The organism is Geomonas limicola (genome assembly GCF_014193675.1).
In the GTDB taxonomy this organism is placed as follows: Bacteria; Desulfobacterota; Desulfuromonadia; order Geobacterales; family Geobacteraceae; genus Geomonas; species Geomonas limicola.
The window spans coordinates 137,540-149,440 of the sequence record NZ_BLXZ01000010.1 but is presented as its reverse complement, the minus strand read 5'-3'; the positions used below and the strand labels follow the sequence as shown (position 1 = coordinate 149,440).

13 protein-coding genes are annotated in these 11,901 nt (G+C 62.9%); 1 reads left to right on the top strand and 12 read right to left on the bottom strand.

Translation table 11 applies throughout. The features are described from left to right. Nucleotide 1: 1 nt before the first annotated feature. On the bottom strand, nucleotides 2-652 hold the full coding sequence (gene hypB / locus H7688_RS23000; RefSeq protein ID WP_443093460.1) for a hydrogenase nickel incorporation protein HypB: 651 nt from the start codon (nucleotides 650-652) through the stop codon (nucleotides 2-4). Between the two features lie 57 nt (nucleotides 653-709). On the opposite strand from hypB, the gene H7688_RS22995 reads away from it, so the two are divergent. Then, on the top strand, nucleotides 710-1,096 hold the full coding sequence (locus H7688_RS22995; protein WP_443093459.1) for a hypothetical protein: 387 nt from the start codon (nucleotides 710-712) through the stop codon (nucleotides 1,094-1,096). A 74-nt stretch (nucleotides 1,097-1,170) separates the two neighbouring features. On the opposite strand, the gene H7688_RS20530 is transcribed toward H7688_RS22995, so the two are convergent. From H7688_RS20530 to H7688_RS20480, 11 genes are all read right to left on the bottom strand, one after another. After that, nucleotides 1,171-1,350 (bottom strand): twin-arginine translocase TatA/TatE family subunit, encoded by a 180-nt coding sequence (locus H7688_RS20530; RefSeq protein WP_183363146.1) that lies wholly within the window; start codon nucleotides 1,348-1,350, stop codon nucleotides 1,171-1,173. 103 nt (nucleotides 1,351-1,453) lie between these two features. After that, entirely contained in the window at nucleotides 1,454-1,939 is a 486-nt protein-coding gene (locus tag H7688_RS20525) for a HyaD/HybD family hydrogenase maturation endopeptidase (RefSeq protein ID WP_183363145.1), read from the bottom strand. A 264-nt stretch (nucleotides 1,940-2,203) separates the two neighbouring features. Beyond that, nucleotides 2,204-3,886: a nickel-dependent hydrogenase large subunit gene (locus H7688_RS20520; RefSeq protein WP_183363144.1), complete on the bottom strand. Its 1,683-nt coding sequence runs from the start codon at nucleotides 3,884-3,886 to the stop codon at nucleotides 2,204-2,206. A 21-nt stretch (nucleotides 3,887-3,907) separates the two neighbouring features. Beyond that, nucleotides 3,908-5,239, bottom strand: a complete 1,332-nt coding sequence (hybB, locus tag H7688_RS20515; RefSeq protein ID WP_183363143.1) for a Ni/Fe-hydrogenase cytochrome b subunit — start codon at nucleotides 5,237-5,239, stop codon at nucleotides 3,908-3,910. After that, nucleotides 5,239-6,168, bottom strand: a complete 930-nt coding sequence (gene hybA / locus H7688_RS20510; RefSeq protein ID WP_183363142.1) for a hydrogenase 2 operon protein HybA — start codon at nucleotides 6,166-6,168, stop codon at nucleotides 5,239-5,241. Before hybA ends, hybB begins: the two co-directional genes overlap by 1 nt. Further along, on the bottom strand, nucleotides 6,152-7,267 hold the full coding sequence (locus H7688_RS20505) for a hydrogenase small subunit (protein ID WP_183363141.1): 1,116 nt from the start codon (nucleotides 7,265-7,267) through the stop codon (nucleotides 6,152-6,154). Before H7688_RS20505 ends, hybA begins: the two co-directional genes overlap by 17 nt. Before the next feature lie 207 nt (nucleotides 7,268-7,474). After that, nucleotides 7,475-7,807, bottom strand: coding sequence for a hydrogenase maturation nickel metallochaperone HypA (hypA, locus tag H7688_RS20500; protein WP_183363140.1), 333 nt, complete (start codon nucleotides 7,805-7,807; stop codon nucleotides 7,475-7,477). A 93-nt stretch (nucleotides 7,808-7,900) separates the two neighbouring features. Next, the gene (locus H7688_RS20495) at nucleotides 7,901-8,260 is read right to left on the bottom strand and encodes a PilZ domain-containing protein (protein WP_183363139.1); all 360 of its coding nucleotides are present in this window, start codon (nucleotides 8,258-8,260) and stop codon (nucleotides 7,901-7,903) included. Between the two features lie 245 nt (nucleotides 8,261-8,505). Further along, nucleotides 8,506-9,378: a sensor histidine kinase gene (locus H7688_RS20490; protein WP_246329908.1), complete on the bottom strand. Its 873-nt coding sequence runs from the start codon at nucleotides 9,376-9,378 to the stop codon at nucleotides 8,506-8,508. A gap of 90 nt (nucleotides 9,379-9,468) precedes the next feature. Further along, nucleotides 9,469-9,834 carry an STAS domain-containing protein gene (locus H7688_RS20485; RefSeq protein WP_183363137.1) on the bottom strand — a complete coding sequence of 122 codons (366 nt, stop codon included), beginning with the start codon at nucleotides 9,832-9,834 and terminating at the stop codon, nucleotides 9,469-9,471. A 27-nt stretch (nucleotides 9,835-9,861) separates the two neighbouring features. After that, nucleotides 9,862-11,703 (bottom strand): MEDS domain-containing protein, encoded by a 1,842-nt coding sequence (locus H7688_RS20480; RefSeq protein ID WP_183363136.1) that lies wholly within the window; start codon nucleotides 11,701-11,703, stop codon nucleotides 9,862-9,864. Nucleotides 11,704-11,901: the final 198 nt, after the last annotated feature.

Genomic DNA, 11,901 nt, shown 5'->3' with positions numbered 1-11,901 from the left:
GCTAGCCGCGCGCCTTGGCGATACCTTCCTGGAGCCAGGAGTACCAGGCGTCCATCCCCTCGCCGGTACGGCTGGAGACCTCGAAGATGGTGATACCCGGGGAGACCCGGCGCGCCATCTCCTTGCAGGCCTCGACGTCGAAGTCGAGGTGCGGCAGCAGGTCGACCTTGTTGAGCAGCATGATGTCGGCCGCGTGGAACATCTGCGGGTACTTGAGCGGCTTGTCCTCGCCCTCGGTCACGCTCAACACCACCACCTTGTGGTGCTCGCCCAGGTCGAAGGAGGCCGGGCATACCAGGTTCCCCACGTTCTCGATCAGCAAGAGATCCAGGTCGTCGAGGTCGAAAGTGTCGGTGGCGTGCAGCACCATGTGGGCATCCAGGTGGCATCCCTGGCCGGTATTCACCTGCTTCACCGGTACGCCGGTGGCGGCGATCCTGACCGCGTCGTTGTCAGTCTGCTGGTCACCCTCGACGACCGCCGCGCGGCAGGAGCCGGAGAGGTCCTTCAGGGTCCTTTCCAGGATGGTGGTCTTCCCCGACCCCGGGGAGCTCACCAGGTTCAGGACGAAGAGCCCCTTGGACTGGAACAGGGCACGGTTCGCCTGGGCCATCCGGTTGTTCTTCGCCAGGATGTCGGTCTCGATGACCACCTTCCTGGGGGGGTCGGGCTGGGCCGCCGGCGCCTCGTGATGGTGGTGCTTCCCCTCATGATGGTGGTGGTGCTTGCCGTCATGGTGGTGATGCTTGTGGTCGTGGCCGTGTTCATGATCGCCATGGTGGTGATCGTGGCCATGACCGTGCTTCTCTTTATGATGTTCATGAGCGTGGTCGTGATCCTCACCCTGCCCATGGTCATGATCGTGCTTATGGTAGTGGCTGTGTTCGTGATCGTGGCTGTGACCATCGCCATGATCGTGCTTGTGGCCATGGCGGTGCTCGTGACCGTGGTGGTGGTCATGGTCATGATCGTGATGGTGGTCAGGGGGAGCGCAACCGCAGTCGACGCACATGGTGTACCTCCGTGGTCTTGGGGCCGGCAGCAAAAGACCTGCCCCGAAGAGGAAAATCAGATTGACGGGCGGCTAGCCGCATAGTTACCCACGCGGGTGCCGCAAAACAGCGGGGTTTTCCGAACCGGCCCAAGCCAGGGCCGCCCCGGTGCCCCTCGTTAAGCCTGGTCCTGCTTCTTCTCGGTGATCTTCTCCGCCTCGTCGCCGGCAATCGCCTTCTTGAAGCCTCTGATGCTGCTCCCCAGCGCCTGGCCGAACTGCGGCAGTTTGCTGGGACCGGCAACCAGCAGGATGATGACCAACACGATGCACAACTCGGGCAAACCGAAACCAAACATGAACTATCTCCTTACCTGGTGCACCGGGTGCCCGGTGGCGCGATGTGCGCCCGAGGCCCGATGCTCGAAAATCACTAGGTACTGCTGCAAGGCCGGAAAGCCCCTAGGCGTTTTTCCTCTTCAGTTCCACGCCCACCGACTTGAGCTCCTCGACGACCAGGCCGGCCACCTTCTCGAGTCCCGCCTGAAGCGGCGGTGTGAGCTGGTCCCCCGGATCGAGACTTTGGGCGATAATGCCGTAGAAGGTCAGGTCCGGCTTGGGGGCGTCGCGCATCTCGGACAAGAGCAGCATCTCCTGCAGGCCGATCTGGTGCGGGGACATCTTCACCGGGATCTTCTTCAGCATGATGTCCTCGCGCTCGTAGCGGAAGATGTCACCGGGCTCCCCTTGGGTTGCCACCACGTCCACCAGGATGACCTTGTCGGCCTCCTCGAACTTGAAGTGCACCATGATCCCGAGCGTCCCGCCGTCGTAGAGTTCGACATTGTCGGGAACTTCGTAGTTTTTCTCCAGGTGCCGCACGAAGTGGACCCCGAACCCCTCGTCGGAGAGGATCAGGTTGCCGGCACCGTAAATCAGAATCTGCATGTAAATCTCCTTAAAAGCAGGGGCTGGGGACTGGGGAGCAGGGGCTAGGGAGAAACCGGATCCTGGCGTGGGTCCATCCCGCCGGTTGCCACCCTCCTGCTCCTCTCCGGTCTGGACAGGGTAAGGGAAGGCCAACTAGAGCTTCTCCTCAACCTCGACCTGCCTCACCGTGAGCGCCTCATGATAAAGCAAAGGGGCTGAGGGCTCAAGGAATATCTCCTTGGCTAGCCCCCAGCCCCTGGCCTCTAGCCCCTACGGTTATTCCTACAGTACCTTGACCTTGGTGATCTCCTTACCTTCCGGATCGATGGTGTGCACCGCGCAGGCGATGCAGGGGTCGAAGGAGTGGATGGTCCTCAAAACCTCGAGCGGACGGGAGCTGTCGGCGATCGGGTTGCCGATCAGCGATGCCTCGTACGGCCCGTGCTCGCCCTTGTCGTTCTTCGGAGCGGCGTTCCAGGTGGAGGGGACCACGGCCTGGTAGTTCTCGATCTTCTTGTTCTTGATCACGATCCAGTGGGAAAGCGTGCCGCGCGGAGCCTCGTGGAAGCCGACGCCGCGGTACTCGCCCTTGGGAATCTCGGTCGGGTTCGCGTACGCCTTGTCGCCGGAGGCGACGTTGGCGATCAGCTTGTCCAGGTTGTCCAGCGCGATGTCAGCCATAAGGTGGGCACGCGCGCCGCGGGCGAAGAGACGGCCCATGGTGGAGTGGATGTCGTTCAGGGAGATCCCCAGGGTCGACACGGCGCCGTCCACGAGCTTCTTGACCTTCGGGTTGCCGGCTGCGTAGGCAGCCAGGATCTGGGCCGGCGGACCGACCTGGACCGGCTTGCCGTCGAGGGTCGGGGCCTTGCACCAGGAGTACTTGCCGTTTTCCTGGAAATCGGTGTAGTTCGGCTTGGTCTCGCCGTCCCAGGGGTGCAGGGTACCGTTTCCTTCGTACCAGGCGTGGGTGACGTTTTCCTTGATGTTCTTGATCAGGTAGTCGTCGCGGTGGTCCTTCACCATCTTGATGCCGCCCACGTTGCCGCCCATGATCACGCCGCCCGGCAGGGTGAACTTGGTGTTCTTGGTGTCTTCCGGGAACTCCGGCACCGCCATGTAGTTGGTGACGCCTGCGCCGTACTTGAACCAGTCCTTGTAGGCGCCGGCCACGGCGAGGAGGTCCGGGTAGTAGACCTTCTGCACGAAGTCGCGGGTCTCTTCCATGAGGCTTCTGAGGTAGGCCAGACGCTCCACGTTCAGGGTCGCGATGTTCTCCATGTTGATAGCGGTGGCCACGCCGCCCACCACCAGGTTCTGGATGTGCGGGTTCTTGCCGCCCAGGATCGCGGTGGCCTGGCTTGCCTTTCTCTGGTAGTCGAGGGCCTTCAGGTAGTGGGTGACCGCCATCAGGTTAACCTCGGGGGAGAGCCTCATGGCCGGGTGACCCCAGTAGCCCGAGGCGAAGATCCCGAGTTTGCCGCCGGCCACGAAGGCCTTCAGCTTGTCCTGCACCGCCTTGAACTCCTTCTCGGAGTTGCCCGGCCAGTCGGAGATGCTCTGGGCGATGGAGGCGGTTTTCTTCGGATCGGCCTGGAGAGCCGAGACGATGTCGACCCAGTCGAGCGCGGAGAGGTGGTAGAAGTGCACGATGTGGTCCTGCACCGAGTGCTGGGCGATCATGATGTTACGGATGTACTGGGCGTTCAGCGGCACCTCGACATCGAGGGCGTGCTCCACGGCGCGGATCGAGGAGATGGCGTGCACGGTGGTGCAGACGCCGCAGAAGCGCTGTACGAAGCTCCAGGCGTCCTGGGGCTCGCGGCCCTTGAGGATGACCTCGATACCGCGCCACATCTGTGCCGAGGACCAGGCGTTGGTTACTTTGCCGCCGTTTGCTTCGACATCGATGCGCAGATGTCCTTCAATGCGGGTAATGGGGTCAAGAGTGATTCTGGTAGACATGTATTTCCTCCAAAAAGCTTGTTAGTTATGGGTATTGAGCGCCGCAGCGCCAGCGTAGCCGGCTTCCTTGACGGGCTCTGCCGCCGGAGCATGGCCATGTGACTTGCCGTGGGAGGTGTTGGGGAGCACCGGGAACAGTGCCACGAACACCTTGTAGGCGAGGATCTCGAGCGCCACGATCCCGACGGTGATCATCACCTCGGCAAAGGACGGGAAGTACCTCCACCCCTTACCGGGGTTGAAGCCGATCAGGTAGACGTTGAAGCGGTACAGCGCCCCGCCGAAGACGATCATGGCGGCGGAGATGAAGAGCCAGCGCGGCGAACGGCGCAGCTTCCCGGAGAACATGAAGAGGCTCCCGATGGCGACCAAGAGGAAGTCGCTCAGGAAGTACCGGGAGTAGAAGTCGAACTTGAAGGCCGCCGCCAGCTGGCCGCGGTAGATCAGGTCGCCCACCATCACGCTGAACCAGATGACGGTGACGTAGGGGACCAGGCCGGCCAGGCCGGAGAGTTCCTTGATCTCGAAGGGGCGCTTGAAGGCGTAGCTCGAGATGAGCGACTCGAGGATGGCGATCGAGTAGCCGATGAAGATGCAGTTCAAAAGGAACAAAAGCGGCAGGAAGCCGGTGTGCCACAAGGGGTGCAGCTTCGTGGAGGCGATCAAAAGCAGGCTCCCCAGCGAGGACTGGTGCATGGTCGGCAGCGTGATCCCTAGGACGATGAAGAAAATGAGGACCTTGTTGAGGCGCGGGTTCAGCCAGGCGGCACCCAGGCGCACCATCTCGAGCTTGTCCTCCATGGTCTTCTGGTCCGGGGCGATGCGCGGGTGCAGCCAGTTGCGGATCGCGTTCATCCTGGTCCACTTCGAGTTCTCGATCGAGGTGAGGATGGCCGGGATGAACTCGATCAGGAGCACGGTGGAGTAGGCCATGACGCAGAGCGCCACTTCGAACATGGCGGAGTTGGCCTGCCACTGGCGCGGTACGAAGAAGTTGTAGGCGTTCCAGGGGCGGCCCAGGTCGACCATGACCGAGAAGCCGGCCAGGCCGTAGCCGAACATGGAGGTAAGGATCGCCGAGCGGATGATCGGGTGGTACTGCATCCGGTTCCTGATGTAGACCAGGATGGCGACCGCGTAGCCGCCGCAGGCGATTGCCGTGCCGGTGGCGACGTCGTAGGTGATCCAGATACCCCAGGGGTAGCCGTCGCTCATGTTGGAGACCGCGCCGATCCCTTTCACGAAGCGCACGCCGACGAAGAAGAAGCCGGTAAGGACCACGGCGAGCAGGATGAAGAAGGATTTGGTGAAAATCCTCCCCTCCAGCTTCTGAAACTCTTCACTGTGTGCCATTACTTGTCCTCCTTCTTATGGGAGTCGTCCTCGCCGTGGCCGTGTTTTTTCATGTTCTTCACAGCGATGAAGCACAAGGTCGAGTACAGGGCCACCGGGGCGATGAACCCCTTGTAGATGGTGTGCTGGATCTTCTCGGAGAACTCGGCCGGCGCCTCGGGCTTGATGTCCGGGAGCCCCAGCTTGTTGAACGGCATGGAGGCGAGGTAGATGTGGTTGGTGCCGCCCCCCTCGTGCTCGCCGTAGATGTGGGCGATGTACTTGTCCGGGTTGTCCTTCAAGCGGGTCTGGGCCTCTTCGAGCAGGTCCTTTCTTTTGCCGAACTTGATGGCACCGGCCGGGCAGACCTCGGCGCAGGCCGAAATCCCCTTCTCGCGCAGGTTGGTGTTCTTGCACAGGTCGCACTTCACGATCTGCGGCAGCGCCTTCTCCCACTGGAACTTCGGGATGTTGTAGGGGCAGGCGACCTGGCAGTAGCGGCAGCCGATGCAGGTGTTCTTGTTGTAGTCCACGATGCCGGTCACCGGCTCCTTGGTCATGGCCGAAACCGGGCAGACCGAAACGCAGGAGGGCTTTTGGCAGTGCATGCAGGAGTACTTCACGTAGCTCCACTGCTTGTTGGACTCCTTGAACAGCTTGATCAGGGTGCGGGTCGAGCCGGAGAGGTCGCTCGGGGCATCCCACAGGCCGTCCGTGTCGAAGCGGGCCTTCTCGTAGGAGAGGCTGCCGTAGTCGGCGTTCACCCTTTTGCAGGCCGACATGCAGGCCTTGCAGCCGACGCACTTGGTGGCGTCGTAGAGCATGCCCAACTCCTCGTTGTTGACCTTTACCGCCTCGTTGGCCTGGCAGGTGGCGGCACCTGTCGCCACCAGCCCGGCGCCGGTGGCGCCGACCAGCTTGAGGAAGTCCCTTCTACTTTGTTTTTTCATCGACACCCTCCTGCTCTTCCCCGGCGGGCAGCTTCTTGGCCATCATGGCACCGGCGCCCAGGGCAGCGCCTGCGGCGAGCCCCACGAAGCCGGTGGTCAGCGGATCCGGACCCTTCCCTTTCTCTTTCAGATCTACCGGGGCGTAGCTGTCGAAAGGAGTCGGTTCGTGGATCTGCACTTTCTCGGCGATCGGCTTCTTGAAGAGGATGTCCGGCTCGGTGCAGCCGATGCAGGGGTGACCGATGGATACCGGCCAGGCGCCCACATCGTTGAAACGCTGTACGGAGCAGTTGGCGTAGGTCGCCGGCCCCTTGCATCCCAGTTTGTAGAGGCAGAAGCCCTGGGCGTGGGTCGGGTCGCCGTAAGCCTTCGCGAAGCGGCCGGCGTCGAAGTGCGGACGACGCTCGCAGTGCTCGTGGATGCGGCGGCCGTAAGCGAACTTGGGACGGCCCATCTCGTCGAGCTCGGGCACCTTCTTGAAGGTGAGGTAGTAGAGGACGGTGGAGAGGAAGTTGTAGGGGCTCGGCGGGCAGCCCGGGATGTTGATGATCGGCTTGTCCTTCACGATGTCGCGTACGCCCACCGCGCCGGTCGGGTTCGGGGAAACGGACTGGATCCCGCCGTAGGAGGCGCAGGTACCGATGCAGATGATGGCGGCGGCGCCTTCAGCGGCGTGCTGCAGGCTCTCCAGCGCGGTCTTGCCGGAGACCTTGCAGAAGATACCGTTCTGCTTGGTCGGGATGGCCCCTTCCACTACCAGGATGTACTTGCCGTGGTTGGCCTTCATCGAGTCGTGCAGCGATTTTTCCGCCTGCGCCCCGGAGCCGACCATCAGCGTTTCGTGGTAGTCGAGCGATATCATGTCCAGGATCAGGCTGGAGATGGTCGGGTGCGTCGAGCGCAGGAGCGACTCGGAGCAGCCGGTGCACTCCTGGAAGTGCAGCCAGATCACCGCCGGATTACCGTTTTTCTCCATGGCTTCGGCAACCTGGGTGTGCATGGCAAAGGGAAGCCCCATCATGGCCGTTGCGGTGACGGCAGCCTTCATGAAGCTCCTGCGGGTTACCCCTTCACAGTACATTTCAGTCTCTTCTTTCATAATACCTCCCGAGAAAAATCACGTCCCGCGTATACGGCAACTCCCATGCCAATCTGGTAAACAAAAATACTTTTAACAAAGTGCTGAAATGTTTACAAAAAAACGGCGCACCCGGAAATCGTCTCCGTAGTGCGCCGTCACCCTTTTGTATCCTTTTGTCCAAAACGTATCATTTTGACACGTCAGATCTGGGACAATTGCTCCCTTTTAAAGCAGTTCGAGCTCCTTTACCCGAAGTTCCTCCCCCTTCAAAAGGGCAAGCCCGAAGCCCCCGCAGTGGGGACAGGGATCGAAGAGCGTCTTCACCTTTGCCTCCTTGCCGCAGGAGCCGCAGTGCGCCAGCGCCGGCACGATCTCCATGGTGAGCGTGGCCCCGTCCAGAAGCGTCCCCTTGGTGCAGGCCTCGAAACAGAACTCGATGCTCTCGGGGACCACTCCGGAGAGCTCTCCGATCTCCAGTACCACATCGGTCACCCGGCGCCCCGAGGCGTGCGCCAGGCAGATCTCCACCATACTCTGCGTAATCGACATCTCATGCATGAACACCACTCCACGAAGCTGTAATTGGTCCGGGGATGATAGCAGAAAGGTGCGCGCGGCAAAAGGGGCTTTCTGCAGCGCGCCCCGAATCCTCTACCGCGTCCTGTTGAGCGGCAGCAGGTCACCCAGCCCGCGCTGCAACAGCATCCGGTCGAAGCGGACCGCGCAGCCGCTCTCGGTGGTGCGCACCACGGTGGCAGGAAGGTTGGTCAGGTTGCCGGGGACCCGGGCGCTCTCATGGATGCAGACCGTGACCACCTCGTTGAGCGAAAGCCGCGGGTAGATCTTCAAAAGCGCTCCCCCAAGGCTCATGTTCACGACCTGCGCCGGCATGGTGGCCTCCTCGCGCCAGATGGTGGCGGCGACGTTCACCGGATACCGGGTATAGCAGCGATTCTCGATCACCCCGCCGCACGACGGTGCTCCCCCTGGCTGGTACTCGGCGATGTTCATACCCCCTCCTCGCCCGCTCGCCCGGTGGCCTGACCGAGAGCGGTCTTTCTTTGTGGGTTCCGATAGGTACACGGCAAACCTGCGGCAGCAACCCGGGCGGGCGATACGCGCGTGGCGAGCGAGGCGACGGGTCTTCCGGCGCATGTGACCGGACCTGCGGCGTTCTCGAGGCTCGCGGTACCTTCGTTCCTGGGGAGACCGGCTCGCCGCAGGCCCGCGGCGGCTGGCGTATGCCTTGAACAGGTTCAGGTGATGCAGGACTGCAGGGTGAAGTAGAAGGTCGCTCCCTTGTCGACCTCGCCTTCGGCCCAGATCCGACCGCCGTGACGGGTGATGATACGCTGGACCGTGGTGAGGCCGATTCCGTTGCCGGGGAACTCGGCGCTGTTGTGCAGGCGCTGGAAGGCGTGGAACATCCGCTCGGCGTTCGCCATGTCGAAGCCGATGCCGTTGTCGCGCACGAAGCAGGTCTTTTCGCTGCCGCTTTCACGGGCTCCGAACTCGATGAGCGCCACGTCGCGCCTGCTGGTGAACTTCCAGGCGTTGCGCAGCAGGTTTCTCATGACGATTTCCAGGAGGTTCGCGTCGCCGAAGGTGCGGATGCGCGGCTGGATGGTGAACTCCACCGTGCGCTCCGGGGTCCCCTGTCTGAGATCCTGCGCCGTGTCGCTCGCGATCTGGGACAGGTCGACCACCTCGCGCTTCAAGGAGAGGTAGGAGAGTTGGGATAGTTGCAAAAGCGCCTCGATCAGCTCGTTCATGTGCTGGGAAGACTTGTAGATCCGCTCGAGGTAATCCATGCCGTCCAGGTCGAGCCGGCCGGCGTACTGCTGCTGCAGGGCGCGGGTGAAGCCGCAGATCCTTTTCAGGGGCGCACACAGGTCGTGGGCGACCGAGTAGTTGAAGGCCTCGAGGTCGCGGTTGATGGTCTCCAGGCGCTCGGTCTGCTCGGTCAGGAGCAACTCGACCTTCTGGGTCAGCTCGCTGATCTCCTCGTTGTCGGGACGCTCCTCGAGCATGGTGCGGATGGTCTTCAGGGAGGTGTGCACCGCCGTTTTCAGGTCGACCGCGTGGGACGTGTTGAGCATGCTCGACGCGATTTCCTTGTCGATGTTCAAGTATCTGCCTCCTCCGCTGCCCCGTTTTTCCCTGAAGATGCTGGCCATGCGGGCTCCTTGTGGTCGGTTTCCCAGCGTGGGCCTCAACCGCTAGGCGGTAGCTTCGAGTCGGGGATCTCGCAGCGCCCGCCGCAACCGGCACCCCTCGCCCGGCTGATGCCGGCAGCTGCACCCCGCAAGGTGGTGCAGCACGTCGACACCGCGAGGCGGCAGGCCCGAGATCCTCAACTCTTTCCCTGCCAGTTCCCCCTGGCGGTGCAGCACGCACAACAGGGCGCAGATGCTGGAGTCCAGCCGCTGCACCCCCGAGAGGTCCAGGGTGAGAAGCTGGCAGCGGGCCAGGGCGCGCTGCAGCTCCCGCTCCAGGTCGGCCACCTGGGTGAACTGCGCGTCTCCCCGCAAGGAGAGGGTCAGCTCGCCTGCACGGGCACCCGGTTGTTCGATCCATCTCACCACAGCGTCCCCCCTGCCGGCACTCCCGGGCTAGACACGGAAATAGAAGGTAGCGCCCCTCTCAGCCTCGTCAGCGGCCCAGATGCGCCCGCGATGCAGCGAGATGATGCGCTGTACCGTCACCAGGCCAAGCCCGCCACCCAGCCCGCTCAGGCTGCGGCTCGGCTTGTGGGGCGGCAGCTTCGTGGGGATACGCGGACCGTTGTCGCTGACGAAGAAGCTCCGTTTCCCCTCCACCTCGGTCGCACCGAAACGGATGAGCGGGTGGGTCACGCCGCAGGTCGAGTTCCAGGCGTTTTCGAGGAGCTGTTCCAGGGCCAGGTGCAAAAGCTGCCGGTCGCCGGTGGCTGTTACCCCCTGCTCGATGTTGAAGGTCACCCGGTGCTCGCCGCCGCGCCCCCCAAGTTTCGCGGCGATCTCGGCGGCGATCGCGCTCAGGTCGACCTGCTCGGGGCTCAGTCCCTCGGCCGCCAGCGCGGTGAACCGCTTGAGTGCCTGGACCCGGCCGGCACTCTCCCGGACCCTGCGGTGTATCTCGGCCAGCACTTCCTGCCCGCCGGAGGAGAGTGTCGCGGCGCAGAGCTGGCGCAGCAGGGTACACTGCTGCTCGATCCTGGTGAGTTCCGCACTCAGGTCGTGTGACACCGCGTACCCCAGGGCCTCGAGTTCGGCGCCGCGCACCCTGAGCTCGTCGCTCAGCGCACGGAATCCTCGCTCGGCATGGCGGGTCGCGGTGATGTCGATACCGATGATCCAGTTGGGCCACCCCTGGATCGGGACGTACCAGGAGAGGTTGGACCAGGTGATCGACTTGACGCCGCCGTCCTTGCACCTAAGCGGCCATTCCTCGTCCCGGTAATCCCCGCCGTCGCTGGGATGCGCCATCAGCACCTCCTGGCGATCCTCCTCGTCGACCTCGAGCAGCTCGAGCAACTGCTTCCCCATCACCTCCTCGGCCCGGAAGCCGGTGAGGTGCTCGAAGTGGTGGTTGCAGGAGGCCAGGCAGTTCTCCTGGTCCAGCGCCATGAGGACCACCGGCAGGTGCTGCAAAACCGTCTGCAGCCTCCTGCGGTGCTCGAGGAGCGCCTCGTCCTTTTCCTGGAGCTCCTGCTCGTTCGCCCTCAGGGTGTCCTCCTCCTGCCAGTTCTCGTAGATCTTGCGGGCCAGTGCCGAGTAGGCCTGTTCGAGTTCCTGGCGCAGGCGTTCCCGGTCGTTGGCGGCACCGGACGCGGCCTGGACCGCGGTAAGGAACAGGTCCAGCTCGCTGGTGTCCGCACTGCCAGCCTCGCCGTCCCGGGGGATGAAGAACGGGTTGCTGCAGAGCGTTTCGCCGATCAGCAGGTGCCGGTGTAGCCGCGCCAGCTCCAGGAGCTGTTCGGGGCGAAAACTCCCGCGGTGGTACAGGCAGAGTAGCCGCACCTGGTTACGCTCGGCGAAGCGGGTCAATTCCAGTTCGAACTCCGCCAGCACCCGACCCGGTACCGCGTCACCCCCGGCCCACCCCATGTCGCAGATGATCCGGGTCCCCTTGAAGCCGTCTCCCAGCGCCCGGGCACACAGGGACTGCAAAAGCCCCAGCACCCGTTGGGGATCGAAGCCCCCCAGTTGTAGCCAGGCTTCCCGTGCCGAGAGCACCATCAGGGCCCCGATGTCGTTTTTCTGGCTGGCCAGCGCATTTTTGAGGACACAGTCCAGCATCTCCTCGCCGGCGTTGAGATAGATGCAGCGCTGTCCCAGTTGCACCCCTTTCTGGATGAAGGGGACCACCGGCACCAGCAGTTCGGCCTCGGACTCATAGAGCAGGCAGAGGTGGCCCGCCCCCTCGTCGCGTTCCTGCTTGAGCTCTTCGATCGGTTCGTTGTTGTCAGACATCCGCTTCTCCCGGAACCGCGTCAATGAAGGTTAGAAAATTCTTAACCAATATACTGGAAACTCGGTTCAATGCAACAGCCTCGGGAACTTTGTGATACGGCGTGAAACGCGGGGAAGCGGCAGGTAGCCATTGCGGGTTTCTTGACGAAGGTCAAGGCGGCAAAGACGGGAAAGGGATACTCTTGCGCAACTTTACAA